The sequence below is a fragment of the Methanosarcina acetivorans C2A genome, assembly GCF_000007345.1.
Lineage (GTDB): Archaea > Halobacteriota > Methanosarcinia > Methanosarcinales > Methanosarcinaceae > Methanosarcina > Methanosarcina acetivorans.
The window spans coordinates 4510695-4529918 of record NC_003552.1; the positions used below are offsets into that span (position 1 = coordinate 4510695).

The following is a 19224-nucleotide window of genomic DNA, read 5'->3' on the forward strand; positions in this document are numbered from 1 at the left end:
AATTATACCCCGATTAGTAAGTTTCAATCCAGTTTCAGGATCTTGATCCTGAACAGTATATAAATATTATCTTCATCCGCAGACAAAGAAAATATTGTTTCAATACTTGTTTTAGTGGATCTGCTTTTGAATAACCTGGGGGATCTATTACTGCTCCGTGGTAAAGGCAATCTATATCCGCGAACACAGGCTCATTGAAGATATCCCGGCGATTCGATATTGGATGGATGGATCAGCTATTTCAAGCAACTCCCCCACAAGATTTTCCCATCCCACATGGGAATGTGTCCCGATCACAGACAGCAGAGGTGCCTTCTCTCACTTTCATGATCTCGCCGATAAAGCATTTTGGCCATTTGGCCTTTTTGAACCTGTGTTTTTGTAGCAGTACCGTTATCTTCACAAAGCTCGACAGTAATGGGTAAATAGACATACCTTTTCAGAAATCCTTCTCATAATCTATTTCTCTCCGATGTAACGCTTGGTCTTTGGACAGGCCGCTATGCAAATGCCACACACTCTTGCCGGCGCTACTATGCCAAGCATTTCATTAGTTTTAGAATAGTATCGGCTGCAGTTTGTTAAATTTATCAGGTGATTTCTGCCTTTAAGGATGTCCTCTTTGCTCTTTGCGATGTCCCAGAGTGTTCCATTTATTGCTTTTGCCGGACAAGCGTTTGTACATTCCTGGCATTCGCCGCACTTCGAGATCTCTATCGGGGTCCCGCATTCAAGTACGGCATCGGTCAGGATGGTACTTAGCCTTAGGGCGGAACCGTACTCCTCCGTGACAAGCAACGCCGATTTCCCGATCCAGCCCAGACCAGCCCTTGTCGCCGCTGTTTTATGCTGGAATGGAGCACTCACTGTTTGTTTATCGACTTTCTTGTGGTCATCCGCCAAAAGTGGAACGGCTTTATATCCTCTGTCCGTCAGGAGTTTCGTCCCAAATTCACAAAGGTAGTTTGCAAGACTGTTTGCCCGTACTTTATCGTAAGAATATTCTCTGGTCGGCCCGTTTAGTCCTACCCGTCGGATAATGGCAGGATTTAGCGCCACGCCAATGGAGATTGCATGATCCATCGATTGCCGTGCCTCTGACGGGATAGGCCTGATATCGGCAAATCCAACAAGGGATGCTCCCTCTTTCAGCAGGGAATTCCTAATTTCCGAGGATATTTGTTTCACACTATCTATTGTTTCCATTTACAAAGCCCTTCAGGAGATGATAATCTACGAAACCTTATTTTTGGTTGTTAATTATTGGGCCGGATTTTCAATTTATTGAACAGGAATCCTGAACGTTAATAATTCCTTAAAACTCCATGTGTGATCAGTTATTCCTTTTGTCGTTGCCGGAGTTCTGGTCGTGGGTGTGAGTCCTTGAAAAACGGAAGCGTAAGAATCTCTCAATATATTCATTAAATACGGCGGATATACTCGCTTTTTCGGAATTGATCCATAACTCAGAGACAAGACCGGACCTTGCCCGCGAATGAATTGATGAAAGCCCTGATGCACATCAGGATGTAAGTTACAATCCCTGTTTTAGTAGGTTTTGCTCGTGAATAACCCGGGGATCGTTTCGTTCTGTGGGAAAAGTGCTCTATATCCGCAGACATGGACTCCTCGAATATATAACGGCGTGTTTGATATTGTATATATTTTGGCTTTTTAAGCAACTTCCACGCGATATTTTCCCAATTCATACCTCTCCACGGTTATCGCAGCCACATCCCGATTTTCCATACTGACGATGGACGGGCAGTCAAGCTGGACAGCAGTTAGGCGATCTGTTTCTTGATCAATAACATTCTGAAAGTTGATTCCAATTCCAGGGTCTTTGGATTCCTGCGGTTATCTTCCAGCCCCATATACGCGCCTCCCACATAGTATCCTGCTTTCTTTTCCACCAGATAGGGGGATGGAAAACAGTAAGTGCCCCTCTCCGTTTGGTAGGTTTCCAGGATTTGCATCCTTTTCTGAAACCAGGGGGATTTTCGCGCCGCTGGAAAATGTGCCAACAGTTCCATATATTGAACTATTTTTCGCTGCTGATATGGATTTTCGCTGCCCAGGTAGGGCAGATCGAGATTCCACCCACAGGCATAACAAACTCGCCTATTGCTTTCCGGCCAGATGTAGCCATAACCTGGAGGGAAAGCCCGGTAACGCTCGTCGGTTACATAAGCCACGATATCTTCAAGCTGATGCCGGTTTTGGTTTTTCAGGAACACTGCTGGCAGGTAAGCAAAGGCAAAGAGATCATGGATCAGGGGTAATGGTTTGGTTCCGCTTGAGGGTACCATTTCCGGGCGGATGATAGGTTTTCCTGCCCATTTCTTCGGGAGGCGGACCAGTTCCGCATCCGACATATGAATGTCATAATTTTTTTCCGCCGCCAGCCGGGATAACAATTCCATCCTATGCATCACGAATTGAATGATCTCATCGTATTCGTATCCGCCGCGCAAAAAGTACGAAGCCATGACGGTAGCAATAAAGAGCGCCCTTCCCTCCTCGACAGAGGCAGATTCGGGTTTCTCAAGCGCCCTGTGAACCAGGGGATTATCCACGTATTGCCGGAAGCGCTCCATCTTTTCATCGAAGCTCGTTATTCCTGCCCGCAATCCCCGCTCCAGAAGCCGCGGAATAACGTTTTCGAGGCAAGTAGGTTTCATCCCGTGCAGGGAGTTAAACACGCGGTTATCGACGTGCGTAATCGGCCCGAAGAGATCCATTTGTTCCAATAGCCAGCGGGTCTTTTCAGTCCAGAGCAGAGTATCCAATTGAGCTTCGTCACCGGAAAGCGTGCGAGACCCTTCCAGCTCGCACATGCTCCGGTATCGGATGACAGGCCCGCCTTCTTTTAACAGCCATCGGATGAGATCCCGGGTTTCCATCGCATTTCCCTCTTTCAACTACGCAATAACTATATTTTGAATTGCAGACAGGCCCCGCCCGCCAGGCTGAGTATAAGCAGACTCTCTTATTTCTCGTTGCCAGTTACAGCGCATGCAGCCATCCGCAGCCCGAGGTGCGGGGAAGTTTCAATCCTTATTTTAATGGATCTTGCTCTCAAATAGCCCCTTTACTGCTTTTTAAGCCCAGCTCCGGCTTTTGATATAATTCTTTCAGGACTTACTTATCCTTCCAATATAGAGCATATGCTCGCAGCTGCCCCATGTCATCGGGTTTGTGGATAGTTTCATGGAAAGCTCGATAAATGCATTAAAGCAGTCCTCCGGCAGACTATTTATTTTTCCCTCATTCGGCGACAACATCCCCTCTATTGCAGTAATAACTAATTTCTCAAGCGGATACTTTTTCATAATACCCTCTATATTTGCCGGATTTTCAAACCACGCGTCCGTGAATCCGGGATTTTCCTCAGAAACAATATTGGTCCCATCCTTCAGGTAATCCAATAATCTGTCCTTTTCGTCCAGAATCATATGCGGGTATCCTTTCATCATATCAATTATAGGTGCAAATGCGGAAATGAACGACACAAACAGAATACCGCCAGGCTTCAGAACATTTACGCACTTATCGATTACAATATGTCTTTGACTCTCATCAGTAAGATGATATGAAGGCCCCATACAAAGGATTGCATCAAATCGGCCTTTTGTGTGGTGATCAAGTTCAAGCGCATTGCCGTGAATAAAGCCCTCTAAATGTACGCCTTGCTCTTCAGCTTTTGCCTTTGCAAGTAAAATGTTCTTTGAAGAAAGGTCAAAAAGTGTAACATTATGCCCCTGTGAAGCCAGATATATGGAATATCTTCCGGGCCCTCCCCCTACGTCGAGTATTCTAGATTTTTTGGGCAGGTAAATATCCAGATATCTGCGTGTTGTTTCATATTCAATCCGGTGTATCTCAAGCCTCCGCCATTCATATTCCGGATTACCATCATAAAATGCTTCCACTGTCCTGCATGTATCCGTCCTTAAAACCGCCTTCCAAATTTTAAAGGGACTGATCCCATCATCTAAGAGTGTATCCCCTGTCCTGAAACAAAACCCTGAAGAATCAAATATGTGACTCCGCAAGGTAACATAACAGGCCCAAGTTCTCCTTATAGCAAATTATCATATCCGGCCTTCACCCAATCATCTTCTATGCCGGCTTTCAAGATCCCTTCATCACATATCCAAAAATCTTTGTATACAGGTACTGTGACCAGTTTTGATATTGAATCAAATAAATGAGAAAACTTTTTACCCCGTCTTATTTCAGCTACAGAGTCATAATCTTTTTTGTATAAGGATATGGCTTATTTTCAACAAGAAAACAAAATTTGTATAGTTGTTTCAATCCCTGTTTTAGTGGATTTTGCTCTCGAATTTGACACAAAGTTCGAAAATATTGAGACCACAGCAAAAAAACAAATGAGTCTGAGTCTATTTGTACACTGGAATGCAGAGTTTCAAGCCTGGAACACTGGCGTGCCTGTATTCTCGGGGCCTGTCTGGTCATAGGTTTTCTGGCTCAGTGACTCTGGGAAAAGTTGATGTGATATGCTAAAGTTTTCGTCAAATTCTGAGAAAGTGCTTGCCTCGCTGGAACCCGGGAAGCTACTTTAAAAGAGAAAGCTGAGAGTGGGATCCTGCAGGCAAGCATGTTCCCGGAAGATAAAATGACAGAAAAGATTTCTCCTGATCAGTTGACCTTGTCTCTGAAGGAAGCCACTATCAGGAGGAAGGGTTCTTCAAAACTGCTTTTTGACGAATGATAGCTCTCCAACAGATCGACACCGGGTGTATGGACTGACTGCCGAGGTAAACGTCTTTGATGGAAAAGAAAAAAGGGCATGCATAGCCCTTGTTCATGAGTACGGTTCTCCCTCCAGGAACATTCCGGAGAGGTAATTAATGCGGAGCGCACCGGAAGAAAATAGAAAAGAATTGAAGAAGATCTTCGCAAAGACTGCGAAGTAATTACTCCTCCTTACTTCTTTGCGCCTTTTAATGCCAGTCCTATTACGACTACAAGGGCACAGGTTACAATTCCGATGTTTATAAGAGTTTTTCCAACCCCGTTGCTTTCCTCAGCCCCTTTGTCCTCTTCCTCTGAAGCGTTCACGGATCCAACCGTCCTGTTCTCAGCCTGCAGCTCAAGGACTTGCTTTCCCGGGGCTTTCAGGGTAGGAGCTCCGGAAATTGCAAACGAACCATACCCTGGGGTTTCTGCTGAGAAGTACAGGAACTTATCATCCTCTCCGGCTTGAGTTGAATTCAGTTCTGTCCAGGCACCATCCTTGCCATCATGCTCGTCCTCATCCACGTACCTGCTCAGGGTGATTGTGTCCTGCTCTACCTGATTGTCTTTAATCCAGGCTTTTTCCACCCTGAAGGTCAGGCCAGGGTCCTCTATATTCTTTGAGGTTGCATATCCGCTGTTACCAACCCAGACATTAAAGGATTTGTACGTCTCACCTGCAGGAAGTTCAGGGACCAGGGCGGACTTGTTTTTTAGCTGCTCGACAATAGTTGTGGTCTTGCCTGCGTTCCTGATCGCGTCGAAGTCTACAGAGACCACGCAGGTTGCATTGTTTTTGAACTCGAACTTAACAGCCTTACCGTTTGTGATAAAGACCTGGGAGAGCTCCTTAACTTCAACATTCTTTGCAGGCTCAGGGGACCCTCCACCACCGCCTCCGGACGAACCTCCTGAACTCTTGCGGCTGCCGCCTGAGTTGCTGGAGCTGTCCACTGTTGTATCGTCGGTAGAGTTAGTCTCGTTCCCTGGCAGGATAACGTCAGTCGAGTTGTCTTCAGTACTATTGTCCTCATACTCAGGCTGTTCTTCTTCAGGTTCTTCCCCGGGTTCTACCCTGGGAGTGACCAGGGGGAAATAATCAACATTTCCTTCGCTTATCTGGTATTCTTCTTCTGCAATCCCGTCGCCGTCAGTATCCAGATGAGTTTGAGAAAAACCATCTCCCGAAGGAGTGGCCCAGTAGTTTCCTCCGATGTATGGGCCACCGATGATGTTCTCATCTTTTGACAGGTTGGCTTTATTCCAGCTTTGTACTTTTGGGATCATGTCAAAGTATGGTCCGGGACTAATTTTGAAATTCTCTGTATTGTTGAAAACATTATTATAAATTTCATCAACTCTGGTATAATCTTCCAGGACCAGTCCGACATCACACCCCTGGACAGTGTTTCCTGAAATTTCTTTTACCCGGTTTTGAGAGTGCATCGAATCAATTTTTATCCCGGTATTTGCATCAGATATTTTGTTGCCTCGAATTTTTAAACCACTATCCCCGTCATAATTAATTGCCGTTTCTCCACCGTTGAACACATTATTTTCAATAATGTCATCCTCTGAAAATTCCTGTATACCAAGATATATCCCGCATTCACGGAATACATTGTCATGAATATTATTCCCTCCACTGTATTTCCCGTCAATGCTTATGCCAGTTCCGGTGATGTTGAATCCCCAGATAGCTATTTTTGGATTCTCGCCAGGAATATCTTCTTTGAATCCGTCGACCTCTGGCATCCCTTCGCCTTTGAACACAAGTTCCAGAACAGTTATATCAACAGTTTCATGGTATACCCCAGGCTTCACTACAATCAGATCACCGGTGGAAGCTCCATTCACCGCACTCTGGATCGTTGTATAGTTTCCGGGTCCGTCGTCATCGACCGTAAAGGTTGTAGCTGCTGCAGATCCAGCGAGGACCTGAAGGGCTAGAGCTGCAGCGAATAGAATAGATAATAACTTTTTTGTCAGAATAACACCCCTACATTTTTTAGTTCATATATTTTTCGCATAGTATAAGTCGGTTTTTATTAAACAGGTAATTTATCCAGCCCTTCTTCATCGGGGATGAAATTCTCACACTTGCAAACCAGGCCAACCTTGACAATGTCACTTTTTCCGTCAACTGTGGCCTTCACATATACGTTTCTCATGTATCTACCGCAGTCGCAGAAGGTTTTGGATCAGGTCCCTTCCCTCTCCAATAGTCTTTTTTGAGGCTTTCAATTACCTCACACCCTTCGACTTTTTCGCCTGGCCTGGTATTTTCAAATACTGATGCACCGTCAGCTGTTTTAATTCTTGTTTTAGTGGATCCTGCTTTCGAATCTTGCACAAGGAGTACATTTTATATACTTTGAACACAAATTTACAATGTTCACTCCAAAAAAAGAAAAAGCAGAATCCTTTGTGTTTGGGTGCTACAGAGGATTCTGCTTTGGACAACTTTTTTATACTGTTTCAATCCTTGTTTTAGTGGATCTTGTTTTCGAATCTCAAAGAGATGGATAAGTTCCTGCACAGTCGCTTAAGTTTCAATCCTTGTTTTAAAAGAGCTTGTTTATGAATAAAATTAGAACTTATGAATAAAGTTAGGATTTAAGATTTTTACTGGGATTAGAAAATCCCTAAAATAGTCTCCTCCGAAGCCAACAAAAGACCCAACTCAGGACTATATTCAACACTTGCGAATATCATGTCAGAATCAATCTCTAGTTGATTGTTGTGCATTAGTTTTTTGTATTGACCAACGCTTATCGAGGCAACATACTTCATAGCTTCAAAATATCTTCTATTTTCTATCTCCTCAAGATATTCAAGTTTATACTGAATTGGAACAACTTCAACTGATTGGTATAGGTTATAAAATTCTTCCTTATTTTCTTTTTCATTTATAAAGGGAAAAATTCTGCTATGAAACTTGGGGAAGTTCTTTTTTACCATTTCGAAAGATGCCAGATCAGAGCTCTGATACCCACTAGAATAAACTTCATCCACAAGTTTTTGAATTCTGCTTTCTCCCAGAATATCCTCTTTGCTTAACAGCTCCAGACTTTTAGAGACTATTTCCTGGTTTTTGTAAACATATTTGTCATTTTCAGATCCTTGTTCAAAAACATATACAGGTTTGATTATTTTTTCTTCCCATCCTTTTCGATTAACTCTTCCAAACCTTTGGATAAGGGCATCGAGAGGAGCTGGCTCGGAAAACAGTACATCATAATCTATATTAAGAGAGACCTCAATTGCCTGTGTGCCAACTAGAAGATTCAGATTCTCTAATTTTGATTCAATTTCTTCCCTATCTCTGAGGATAAATCTTCCGTGGATTAAGCCGCAATTTTCTATTCCTTCAGAAAGCAAGGTGTATATCTTCTGAGCCTGAGCCACGGTGTTACAAACAACAAGCACTTTTTTGTTATCATCAAGCTCTTTTTGAATGAGATCCAAATTATCAAAAATACCTCCTTTAAGAACAGAAACTCTATGTCTTGTAAACTCATTAAGTTCAGATTCTGTAAAGGAAATTTCTGTTGTGATTCCCAGTTCTCGCTTGAACATTTCTTTCAGAAAAGAAGGAAGAGTAGCAGACATAATCAAAAAACTAGCTTGATACTCTTTTAAGATCTTTAAAGTTTCAAGTATCAGAGCAGTTGTATGAGCATCATAAGCATGGATTTCGTCCATTATAAAAAGAGCATTAGACATTTCTGCAAGGTTCTGCTCAAAACCTCGAATTCCAAACATGGATTTAAGAATTTGATGGGGAGTCGCTATTTTATAAGGCCTGTAAATTTTATCTGTGAGGTTTTTTACCTGCTCTGCCTTTTCAGTTGCAATCAAGTAATCTTCTTCATCCTCAAAGCTCCGGTACAGATAGTACATAGCTTTTCCATGTTGAATACCGGTAAGTTCAGGGTCTTTAAAATCCCTTTGAAGCCGTTTATACATTGCATTTATGCTGGCAGTATAGGGAAGCAGGTAAAAGACCCTTTTAGACTTGCTAAGATTCTGGTTTGCATGACTCCAGAACAACGAAGCTTCTGTTTTTCCACTTCCAGTAGGTGCGATTAAAAAGGCATCTCCTTTTGTTTCTGAAGCTTGACTCTGAGTCTTTCTCATTTCGGAAAAATTGTATACAGCTTTCATGTCTTCAATTCCACATAATAAGCCGTACTTTCCTCCTGATGCAAGATGGTCGCAGGCTGTTAAAAACCCTTTAAGAAATATTCCGTATTTTCCATGCAAACTTGTTAATTCATCGTTTTCAAGCTGCTTTTTATAGGGTAGTACGGTATTTTTATAAGAATCAACCATTTCTTCTATTGATTCTCTTTCTCTAAATTTATTTAATTCAAAACCCAGGTATTTCCCGCTGATTTCTGGAATTTTTCTTTGAATTTCCCTGAGTTCTTCAAAGTTAGGAGTTAATTCCTGCAGCTTTTCAGTATACCTTTTTTTGCCAACCGGGCTTGGATACGTCTGAAACATTTCTCGCAAATAAGATACATCTTTATGGTGCGTGATTATTGCCATGGCTATGGCATCTTTAGGTTGATTATCATATTCAAGCCCAGAAACAAAACCTGCAGAGAGAATTTCATGCCTGTATTTCCATTTTTCCATTCCAGAGAGAGCTTTTTGAAATCCTGATGCAGCCTTTCCAAAGTCATGGAAAAAAATAGAATAGAAAAGATGCTCCCAGAATTCAGGCACTCCACAGATCTTAGGCGTTTCAGGGTAAGCATCCTTTATGCTTTTGAAAACCATAAGAGCTTTTTCTGTATGTTCCAGCAGAGTTTCGTCGGGATCTGTTTTAGCAAGAATTACCATATTTCTTCCATTACTTACTATCAATTCTTATGAAGCCAGACCGCCCAATCCATTTCCGGGTCGAACAAGCACTTTTCAGGATAGACAAAAAACTCATCCATCAAAAGATATGGCTTTACCCCTACGGCTTTTCTGGGAATTGTATCTGTAAAATGACTTGGGAGAGCCTGAACTAAACCATATGCGCCTTTGATTCCAAAGGGAAGAATTGTTTTTCCTAATCTCTTCCCAGCCTCTTCTTCAAGTTCCAATTCTTTTAATTCTGAAACTTTTGCCAGGTCTCCAGATCTGCCAAAGAGAAGGGGATATCGAGGCTTACGGAAGTGTTTCTCAAAATCGGGCCTATCAAGGTAGAGATAGAGTGTAGGATTATACAGGAATTCTCTTTTTATTACATTTGATTTTGCAGAAAGTCCTGGACTTAATTCGTAGATAGTTTCAAGGTCTACGGCTTTACTCTCAAAGTCAAATACATAACCAATATTCACATCGGCAGGGACAGTTAACTCTCCTCTTGCTGCTGAAATCAACCCGTATACAGTACTTACGGGAGGAACTGGAAGAGTAGGCTGGAAACCGCTTATAAAACCCGGATACCTGAAAGATGCGGTCCAGCCCTCAATTTTGATCCTTAAAACTTTCATCTTACCCCATCAGCCCGGGAATCACTTGCACAAAAGAATCAACTGTTTCGTTTATAGAGCCGTAAATTACTTTCGGACTGTTGCCCGCATATTTTTCAGTTAGGGCTTTAAGTACGGGATCGAGCTCCTCCATGAAACCTTTACGCCTTCCGATATAGATATCAGTCAACAGGATATCTGAATAATCGGAAATTACGTCTTCCAGAGCTTCAATATCCAGAGAAGCTTCTCCGTTTTCCTCTCTGACGAGATTCATGAATAGGTGATTTCCACCGTCTATTCCTACAAGTATGAGAAGCTTTGGAGAGACGTCAGTAAGATGCGAAGTTTGTTTCGCACCGCCTGCGAGATACGGAAGAGCTTTTAAAACATCTTTTGCTCTTTTTGTCCTGACTTCGGCAGGCATTACCCACTTACTTTCTACTTGTGCAGCTCCATTCTTCTCTGCAATTGCTTCGAGTTCAGGATACATGTTTTTGTACCCAGTTTTTTCACTTTTGTAGAACACACCTATATTGCCAAGGTCGAGTGAAAAGATCCCTTTCAAAACAGTGGAATAAAATTCGTGTTCATAAGGAACAGGATCGCCTTCGTGGCGAGCCATTACTCCGAAATCTTCTGTAGGAACCTGGCCTGTAACAGAAACGAGAGGCGAATTTTTCAGGACCGAAAGTCTTGTAACAGTGCCACCATCTGCTTTTTTGAGAGCCCTCATATATCCAAAAACATCGTCATCATCATATTCGACAGGATTAGCATTTGTAAATGCTATTTTCTTCTCGCGCTCGATAGGAGAAACTTTCCAGTCGAATTTTTCTTCCAAGGTAGTCCGCCACCAGTACCTGAGAGCCTGGCCCGAGACATACGGATAAACTTTTCTTCCTTTCCTAATCACCTTTACTCTGACAATATTTTCTGTCCGCTCACTGCTGTCATTTCCTGCGTTGTTTAATGCTGAATGGGGAGCATCAATAAGCATGAAACCGTTTACCGTGCGTGTCATAGTCAGTTCTCCTCAGATAATTCCGTTCCTTCCTCACTAAAAATAAGTTCAGATTTTAAAGTATCCTTTTCAACAAGCCAGTTATGCAGATTTTCGTAAATCCTGAAAAGTAAAAGATCCTGAGTCTCTTTCCAGCCCATATTTCCTTCAGGGAAGAGGTCTTCCATAAATTCTTCGAGAGTAAAAATAGAGTCTTGATCTCCCAGTTTAATTCTGTCTTTTTCAATCAACCTCAGTTGATTCCTGAATGTGGCAAAGTTGCTTGCCATTTCAAGCTGGTTTAGTCTTTTTATATTTTGGGTATCTTTTATGTACTCAGAGAGGCTGTCCCCAACCTTCTTGAGAGTATCCAATCTCTTACCGCCCATATTTCTTACCTCTGTCAAATAATATCCTAGTAATTCCCAATCTCCATAGACCTGCCGAGTTTTGTTATCTATGAAATATTTCACAATAGAGTTCCCTTTAAGAAGATTTATGTAAACGGAATTTCCTCTATTTTTGTAGTCATCCCCTTCCTTTATTTTGTCCTGGTGAAAATAGCCCTTTCTGACAATTTTTTTCCATTCCGAAAATTGGTCCATTTGTTTGACAAAAGCCAGGAATCTGAACACAGGAGTTGGAACTCTATAGATATCAAGATCAGGCCCCTGAATGTAGTTTGTAAAATGATACATATTTATAGAAGGATTTTCGGTTATCCAGTTCTCTTCATATTGAAGGATTATATCTTCAATTATGTGGAAAAGAGCATTAACAGGATTTTTATATCCTTCATCGTAACAGCCACTGTAACTATTTACTGAAATCTGTCTTCGAATATCTTTTATTGCTTTATCTGCCCAGTAATGCATTACTTTTTCTGAGTCTGAATGGAGAAGCAGAAGTTTTACGCAGGAATAAGAGACCAGAGGAGAAAACTGGACTGCAAAAGTACATGCAGGACAATAATCAGCTCCAGGCTGTCCACTTGGGAAATAATTGATCATTCCGCCTGACCCAATAAGAGGTATTTCTGTTTTTGTCCTGATCTGTTCGACATTACGTCTACCACAAGTAACACAGTTTCCAGATGTTAATACATCTATAGGTTCAATTTGACTAACTAAGGACTTTAAATACTCAAGAAGTCGTTGATTCTTATTTTTTACTGAAGGATTAGTAACGGCATTATTAGGAAAAAAAGAGTGAAGATTCTTTACCCATTCACTGGTCAAATATATAGGAACCATGTCTGAGGTAATCTCCTGGAGATCTTCAATTTTTACTTCCTCAGGCTTTTTTCTACCCGACCACTCGCAAATAGCCCAGATCCCAGCATCCACAAAAGGATTTCCAGTAAACTTATAAAGAAAGTTCTGGCTCATTATTTATACTCCCATTTTCCAGAAAACTTACTTTCACAAAAAAACATTCTGAAATAGAAAAAACTATTCAAATAATTAACTTTTCCTTTTTCATCAAATAAAAAAAGTTAAATATCTATTTAAGTAGGATTTTACTTTAAGAACTAATTTTAACCATTGGCTTTAAGGATCCCTGTGATCCCTGTAATACACTTAATCGTTTCAATCCCTCAAAGGTCTGATTTTAACCGTGCGTGGACTCGGAACCGTCTCCCATTTACATTTATTGTTTCAATCCCTCTAAGGTCTGATTTTAACCTAACTTTAATGGGAACGTCTGCGGCTGCTGTTGCTGCGTTTCAATCCCTCTAAGGTCTGATTTTAACCGGTTGCAGGAGCTGTAGCGAATGGCTTCATGCAAACCGTTTCAATCCCTCTAAGGTCTGATTTTAACTGCATATACTTTCACGCTATCATACCTTTCAAGCGGGTTTCAATCCCTCTAAGGTCTGATTTTAACATCCTTTGAATCATGGTTAAAATCCTCAGATATGACCGTTTCAATCCCTCTAAGGTCTGATTTTAACCTATCAGGATGTCAATTGGTGTCCTGATGATATCCAGTTTCAATCCCTCTAAGGTCTGATTTTAACAGAGTTTTGAGGTCCTTGAACCTGAAAAAAGAATCGGTTTCAATCCCTCTAAGGTCTGATTTTAACATTCAAAAACAGTTGCATGTTACACCGGTGCAGATGTGGTTTCAATCCCTCTAAGGTCTGATTTTAACTCGGCACAGTAGCCTCTAATGGTTCATACATAGTGTTTCAATCCCTCTAAGGTCTGATTTTAACAGTTTTGTTTTGTTGCTATAAAAAATAATAGTGCGTTTCAATCCCTCTAAGGTCTGATTTTAACAACGACATTCATCACAATGTAAGGAATGCTAGTGATGTTTCAATCCCTCTAAGGTCTGATTTTAACAGAATCAAGTACGGCTGATGTGTCTTTCCAAGATGTGTTTCAATCCCTCTAAGGTCTGATTTTAACAAATGCACGAGCCGCAGCCGTAATTATATTGACGACGTTTCAATCCCTCTAAGGTCTGATTTTAACTATATTTTTTTGTTGACTCTCAAGAAATCAAGCTGTGTTTCAATCCCTCTAAGGTCTGATTTTAACCTTATACCTATAAGCCTCCCGTAACCATAGAGGACGACGAGGTTTCAATCCCTCTAAGGTCTGATTTTAACGCTCAGGAGATTCAGCAGGGGTAGCTAACGTCATAAACTAGTTTCAATCCCTCTAAGGTCTGATTTTAACAATCTTTCCATTCGTATGGTTTCTCATCTTTTTTAGTTTCAATCCCTCTAAGGTCTGATTTTAACGATTTCTTCAGGAGCAGGGACCTGGACAACACCGACGTTTCAATCCCTCTAAGGTCTGATTTTAACTATCATAGGTTGAGTTCTCGGTATGAGATGGATGTTAGAAGTTTCAATCCCTCTAAGGTCTGATTTTAACTTTGTAAGTGAGCCTTCGATAGATGCCTCTAAGCAGTTGTTTCAATCCCTCTAAGGTCTGATTTTAACTTGAAGTCTAAGCTAACTCCTGAGATCCAGGAGAAAATGTTTCAATCCCTCTAAGGTCTGATTTTAACAGCCTTACATTCTTCGCATCGAGTTCATATTCAAGGTTTCAATCCCTCTAAGGTCTGATTTTAACACTTCAAGAATGCCAGGTAAACCGCATCTGAGACCGTTTCAATCCCTCTAAGGTCTGATTTTAACCTGCTGAAACTTCATATTGTTTCATGTTCTCTCCTTGTTTCAATCCCTCTAAGGTCTGATTTTAACATAATCCAACGGGGCATAGTGTCAGGCAGTATGAGTTTCAATCCCTCTAAGGTCTGATTTTAACAAGTTGCAGAGGACTATCGAAACGAAACTGAAGATATGCGTTTCAATCCCTCTAAGGTCTGATTTTAACTACATCTTCATATTCATATATATACACTTCAGATATGTTTCAATCCCTCTAAGGTCTGATTTTAACGTTGAATGCGAACGCCTGCGGGGATTTCCGGATAACGTTTCAATCCCTCTAAGGTCTGATTTTAACATGCTATGCTCGGAGCCACTCCGAAAATGAGAGAGGTTTCAATCCCTCTAAGGTCTGATTTTAACATTCCACCGCGACAAATAATATATACGTGGATCTCAGTTTCAATCCCTCTAAGGTCTGATTTTAACCAAGGAAATTTCCCCCGAATTTATGCAAATTAGATGCATGATCTTTTCAAACGAAAGTTGAAGAATTCGGGGTTATGATGCTGTTTTTAGGCAATGTTATTTGTGTGCTTTACGATATAAAAGTATTCTTTTTTTGAGAGAGATTTAAGAGTGGGTTTCGTGGATTGTTCATCTGGAGCTTCATATATAAGGATCCACGAAAAAAAGAGAAAAAACGGAACTGTAAATGGAGGAACGATGAGAAATATATTAATAAAGAATTGGATCATAGAGGAGGATTGATTAAGGAATGAAATTACAGATCTGGCAGATCAAATTATGTTGCTTGTATCTGCTTTTGGAGTTCCTAGATCTTCGATTCCAAGATATTTTCTGTCTCTTGAGCTGTAGAAAATGATATGGTCAGAACTTTCCTGGATGAGTTCTTTAAGCCTTGACTTAATTTTCAGGAATTCGGCTTTTGTGAGTTCACCTTCAAAGACACTGTTCTGAACCCAGTTCATATATTCCCTTAAAAAAGATCTCACTTTGTTTACCCGTTCTACTCCTACATCGTACACAATTACCACATACATTTTACCACCACATCACAAGAGGTTTATAATCTTCCACTCCAAGAACATGTTTTGAAATTTTGTACAGCTCCAGCCGGATCAGGCTTTTATAAGATACATTCCTGTTCAGGCCTTTGTGTTTGATAGTGGTTTTGAGCTTTTCATCATACTCTTTGAGGAAGATCTTTTTTCCTTTCTCGCTAAGTAGCATGTTTCCGATTTCTCCCCTGAAACAGCTATCATCCAGCATATTTTTGTTAATAAGTTTAAAAATTATCCTGTCTACCAGAATTGGCTTGAAAATCTCACTCACGTCGAGAGATAAAGAAAACCTGCGTTCAAAAGGCTCATGCAGGTATGAAATTGTAGGATTGAGCTGAGTATTGTAAATCTCTGAAAGGGTCGTGGAATAAACGAGAGAATTCCCAAAACTGATTAGCGTATTCATTTTATTTTCCGGCGGTCTTCTAGTGCGTTTTATTATCCTGTATTCCTCAGGGAATATTTCATCGAGTGCATTGTAGTAGAGTTCCCTGATTTTCCCTTCCGTTCTCATCATTGAGGGTATTGTCTCTGCATCTTTCAGGCGGGAAAACTCAGTTTCTATTGAAGTTGCATAATCTCCAACTGCTTCCTGAACGTCCTCCCGGGTTCTTGCATAATACCTGAGGTTTTTCAGGATATTTCCACAGGCACCCTCAATAAATTTTCCAGCAAGGCACAACCGTCTTTCAGAATTGAGATAATTTTCAGCCTGCCGAATTACAAGATCTCCACTGACCAGGGTTTCCCGTGGATACATCGAACCCTCATAGAACCCGTAGTAATTAAAAAAATGGATCGGAATTCCTTCTTTTGAAAGATAGGAGACGACTCCTGACGAGAAAGAAAGATTACCATAAGCGAAAATAGAGTTTATTTTGTTTATTGGCAGGATCTTTCTGCTGTCTTTGTTTTCAAAATAGACTGTGTTTTCTTTTCTCTTCAAAATTCCATCCTGTAAAATGTAAAAATCTTCGCGGATTCTTTTACCTCCTCTTACTTCTCAATAGTTTCATCACTTTGAAGCAATTCATGTCCGTTTTCATCTCATTCCCCACAAAAACAGAATTCCTGATAAGCACATCTTGAACAAATTTTCTTATGAGCTGGCACAGGCATTGAGCCAAGAACTATTTTTTTAATCTCCTCAATTTCTCTTTCAGTCGCGTCCTCATCTTCGGGATTCAATTCAACTTTTTCTATTTTATTAAGAAGAGGGTAATTTAAAACCCCCACGGCATCAAAATCTCTTTTCTTGAGGTAATAAAGGTAAAATAAAAGCTGAGCCCTATCGGCAGCATCCATTTTTTTGCTTTTCTTGATTTCGTGAATCTCAATTCTTTTCCCTGTTTTCACAAAATCGATGCTTATTCCATCAATGGTAATGTTTTTAGAATTCTTCTTATAACGATCTTCGTGCAGAATTTTTCCTAAAGCAACATTATCATCACCTTTCTCAAGAGTAATATTATGAGAAAATAGCCAGAGTTTTGTCTTGCATATGTGGTAATAGTTTACCTTAACTCCAGTAATACGAACAGAGTCAAGGAAAACTTCTGCATGTATACTTGTTTCGGGACGATCTTCCAGATCATTTAAACCACAGTCGTTATCTTTACCAGCCTCATTATTCACTCCTGAGTCTCCTTACTTTGTGTTTACCTGCAATAGATCCAGACATCCGAACCCCATAGCGTTTTTTTCACCCAGCCCGGCATCATAAGCAAATTTAAGGAGCTCCGGGTTTGCAGAGATAGAAAAATCCATCAAACTGCAGCGCCTATAATTGTTTTCGATTTTTACACGCTTGGGTTTGAAATTGGGGATATTTAGGATTTCAAAAAAGTCTTTCTCGATTTTTGATCCGTAAAATTCTTCATACCTGGCAACCAGATTTTTATGCAGGTTTTCATGGAATTTCGAGTCTTTAGGGTACAGATCGAATTCTACTAGTTTATCATTCTGCTTTCTCAGGGTTTTTAAGTAGATAGGCGAGAGAGTCCTGAAAGTACACATATCCGAAAAATGTACTGCAGGAAGAACTTCAATTCTTTCAATTATGAAACTGACTTTGTTTTCATTGTTCCCGAGAAAAAACTCCGGTTCAAGCAAAAGCCCTTCCGCAAAACTTCTTATGAACTCAGGATCAGGAGATGATAGGAAAAAATGAGCCGTCTTGAAATTTAGCCCATTCTTTTCGGGGATTCTATCATCAAGAACGAGATTTGAAAAAGTATAGAACTTAAAACCTTGCTTGCTGTGAGTTTTAGCCGCAAGCTCTACATTTGAGGTGGCTAATTTAGAGTATAGCATGGAAGCAAGGCCATACTGATAATCATAATGAAGCGGATAGGGAGATATTTTTCGGATACTTACCCTGCATCTCATAAAGAACTATTGTGATATTTTGTATTTATAACAAACACAAATTGTGAGAAAAAGAAGAAAATTAGTAAGCTGTTTCCCTGACAAACTTACAAATCTTAACTCCCACCGTCCTTTACCCTAATTTCTCAAATGTTCACACCTTCACATTATGTCTCAATAAATAAAAATAGAAAGTTATCATCGCATTACGCTAGCCGGAGAAGCATAGAAGAAGTGAAGGAAGAGTAAATTTTCCCATCAAAACTTCCGAAATATCAAATCGTTATCATTGATGGGTAAAAAGAAAAAAATACTTGTGAAGACATTGAGGTAATTGGCAGACAGACAAAGCTTGCATAATGGACCCGCCTGCAGACCAGACTGCAGGTAAAATATATGGGAAATGAGACAAAGAGAATATGGGGGAGAAGGAGTTTCAGGATGTAGTATGGGGGTACTGCATCGAAAAGACTCCCTGCTCCCTCTGATCTTTCTCTGTAAATTAAAATCGTCTTTCCTCTATAAATTAAAATCGTCTTTCCTCTGTAAATTAAAATCGTCTTTCCTCTGTAAATTAAAATCGTCTTTTCTCTAACCTTTAATCCTCAATTTTTTAATCTTCGATCCTCGTTTCGTTAATCCTCAGTCCTTGATTCTTTAGTCTTCAAGCCCGGGATTTCAGGCTTACTTTTCCATAGCTTTGGCCCGGAGGTCTGCAGGGAACTTTTCGATTGCGTACCTGAGGGAGGTCCTGGGCATTTCTTTTTTGTTTTTCATGACGTAGTCGAAGACTTCCTGCAGGTGGGGTTTGCTGGCTTCTTTTAACATCCAGCCGTAGCCTTTCCGGACCATGTCGTCTTTGTCCGTGAGGAGGAGGTCTGAGATTTCGAAGATCTCGGGCAGGAAAAGGCCTTTTCTTGCAGGCAGGATGAGGGTTACGGCTGACGCCCGCCTGAACCAGCGGTTGTCCGATTGCGCCCAGAGTTTGAGGTTTTCAATGTAAGAGGGGAATTTTTCGATAAAAGAGCCAACCGTGTGGTTGCAGAGGGTGTCGCATTTCGCCCAGTTGTTGACGTAGTTCTCGACCCAGTGCTCAAAAACGAAGAAATCGGCTTCGGTGTATTCGGCTCTTACCATGTATGCCCACTCAAAGGCGACAAAGGCTTCCTCGCAGTAGTCCGACTGCAGAAGGGGGTCCCCGAGGGCAAATATATTTTCCTTATCCGCCTGGCCTGCCGATTTCAGTTCCTTAAAATAGTCCTTTGTGATTTTTCTGACCGCAGCCGCCCTGACCCCGTGGCATTTCACTTCCTCTTTAAAAAAGCGGGAACAGCTGTTTTTCGCCTTTTCGTCAACGTTTTCTATTAAGTCTTTCCTGACCCTGGATACGATATCGGTTTGCAC

General features: G+C 41.0%; 17 protein-coding genes and 1 CRISPR repeat array. Of the genes, 2 read left to right on the forward strand and 15 right to left on the reverse strand.

Annotated elements, in window-relative coordinates:
* Nucleotides 1-459: 459 nt before the first annotated feature.
* From MA_RS19075 to MA_RS19085, 3 genes are all read right to left on the reverse strand, one after another.
* Nucleotides 460-1188, reverse strand: a complete 729-nt coding sequence (locus tag MA_RS19075) for a 4Fe-4S double cluster binding domain-containing protein (protein WP_157860330.1) — start codon at nucleotides 1186-1188, stop codon at nucleotides 460-462.
* 596 nt (nucleotides 1189-1784) lie between these two features.
* Entirely contained in the window at nucleotides 1785-2921 is a 1137-nt protein-coding gene (locus tag MA_RS19080; protein ID WP_011023568.1) for a hypothetical protein, read from the reverse strand.
* A 213-nt stretch (nucleotides 2922-3134) separates the two neighbouring features.
* A complete protein-coding gene (locus MA_RS19085) occupies nucleotides 3135-3932 on the reverse strand; it encodes a class I SAM-dependent methyltransferase (protein ID WP_048066520.1) in 798 nt (265 codons plus the stop codon).
* A gap of 795 nt (nucleotides 3933-4727) precedes the next feature.
* Here MA_RS19085 and MA_RS28980 point away from each other — a divergent pair.
* Nucleotides 4728-4874 (forward strand): hypothetical protein, encoded by a 147-nt coding sequence (locus MA_RS28980; protein WP_157860331.1) that lies wholly within the window; start codon nucleotides 4728-4730, stop codon nucleotides 4872-4874.
* A gap of 79 nt (nucleotides 4875-4953) precedes the next feature.
* On the opposite strand, the gene MA_RS24805 is transcribed toward MA_RS28980, so the two are convergent.
* From MA_RS24805 to cas8a1, 7 genes are all read right to left on the reverse strand, one after another.
* Nucleotides 4954-6588 carry a PGF-pre-PGF domain-containing protein gene (locus MA_RS24805; RefSeq protein WP_226990662.1) on the reverse strand — a complete coding sequence of 545 codons (1635 nt, stop codon included), beginning with the start codon at nucleotides 6586-6588 and terminating at the stop codon, nucleotides 4954-4956.
* A gap of 224 nt (nucleotides 6589-6812) precedes the next feature.
* A complete protein-coding gene (locus tag MA_RS29545) occupies nucleotides 6813-6935 on the reverse strand; it encodes a hypothetical protein (RefSeq protein ID WP_281085359.1) in 123 nt (40 codons plus the stop codon).
* Nucleotides 6932-7117 (reverse strand): hypothetical protein, encoded by a 186-nt coding sequence (locus MA_RS19100; protein WP_048065766.1) that lies wholly within the window; start codon nucleotides 7115-7117, stop codon nucleotides 6932-6934. Before MA_RS19100 ends, MA_RS29545 begins: the two co-directional genes overlap by 4 nt.
* A 281-nt stretch (nucleotides 7118-7398) precedes the next feature.
* On the reverse strand, nucleotides 7399-9615 hold the full coding sequence (locus MA_RS19105) for a CRISPR-associated helicase/endonuclease Cas3 (RefSeq protein WP_048065767.1): 2217 nt from the start codon (nucleotides 9613-9615) through the stop codon (nucleotides 7399-7401).
* A gap of 20 nt (nucleotides 9616-9635) precedes the next feature.
* Nucleotides 9636-10259: a type I-B CRISPR-associated protein Cas5b gene (gene cas5b / locus MA_RS19110; RefSeq protein ID WP_011023573.1), complete on the reverse strand. Its 624-nt coding sequence runs from the start codon at nucleotides 10257-10259 to the stop codon at nucleotides 9636-9638.
* Between the two features lies 1 nt (nucleotide 10260).
* On the reverse strand, nucleotides 10261-11262 hold the full coding sequence (gene cas7i / locus MA_RS19115) for a type I-B CRISPR-associated protein Cas7/Cst2/DevR (protein WP_011023574.1): 1002 nt from the start codon (nucleotides 11260-11262) through the stop codon (nucleotides 10261-10263).
* A gap of 2 nt (nucleotides 11263-11264) precedes the next feature.
* Nucleotides 11265-12629 carry a type I-B CRISPR-associated protein Cas8b1/Cst1 gene (gene cas8a1 / locus MA_RS19120; RefSeq protein ID WP_011023575.1) on the reverse strand — a complete coding sequence of 455 codons (1365 nt, stop codon included), beginning with the start codon at nucleotides 12627-12629 and terminating at the stop codon, nucleotides 11265-11267.
* A 124-nt stretch (nucleotides 12630-12753) separates the two neighbouring features.
* Nucleotides 12754-14857: a CRISPR direct-repeat array (repeat unit 30 nt; unit sequence GTTTCAATCCCTCTAAGGTCTGATTTTAAC).
* Nucleotides 14858-15007: 150 nt separating this feature from the next.
* On the opposite strand from cas8a1, the gene MA_RS29550 reads away from it, so the two are divergent.
* Nucleotides 15008-15139 carry a hypothetical protein gene (locus MA_RS29550; protein ID WP_281085358.1) on the forward strand — a complete coding sequence of 44 codons (132 nt, stop codon included), beginning with the start codon at nucleotides 15008-15010 and terminating at the stop codon, nucleotides 15137-15139.
* Between the two features lie 29 nt (nucleotides 15140-15168).
* Here MA_RS29550 and cas2 read toward each other — a convergent pair whose 3' ends face one another.
* The 5 genes from cas2 to MA_RS19145 all read right to left on the reverse strand — a co-directional run bounded on the left by cas2 (nucleotide 15169) and on the right by MA_RS19145 (nucleotide 19224).
* The gene (gene cas2, locus MA_RS19125; RefSeq protein ID WP_011023576.1) at nucleotides 15169-15432 is read right to left on the reverse strand and encodes a CRISPR-associated endonuclease Cas2; all 264 of its coding nucleotides are present in this window, start codon (nucleotides 15430-15432) and stop codon (nucleotides 15169-15171) included.
* Between the two features lies 1 nt (nucleotide 15433).
* On the reverse strand, nucleotides 15434-16435 hold the full coding sequence (cas1b, locus tag MA_RS19130; protein WP_048065768.1) for a type I-B CRISPR-associated endonuclease Cas1b: 1002 nt from the start codon (nucleotides 16433-16435) through the stop codon (nucleotides 15434-15436).
* Nucleotides 16436-16500: 65 nt separating this feature from the next.
* On the reverse strand, nucleotides 16501-17088 hold the full coding sequence (gene cas4 / locus MA_RS19135) for a CRISPR-associated protein Cas4 (RefSeq protein ID WP_011023578.1): 588 nt from the start codon (nucleotides 17086-17088) through the stop codon (nucleotides 16501-16503).
* Nucleotides 17089-17100: 12 nt separating this feature from the next.
* Nucleotides 17101-17841, reverse strand: a complete 741-nt coding sequence (cas6, locus tag MA_RS19140; protein ID WP_011023579.1) for a CRISPR-associated endoribonuclease Cas6 — start codon at nucleotides 17839-17841, stop codon at nucleotides 17101-17103.
* Nucleotides 17842-18504: 663 nt separating this feature from the next.
* On the reverse strand, nucleotides 18505-19224 hold the full coding sequence (locus MA_RS19145) for a DNA alkylation repair protein (RefSeq protein WP_011023580.1): 720 nt from the start codon (nucleotides 19222-19224) through the stop codon (nucleotides 18505-18507).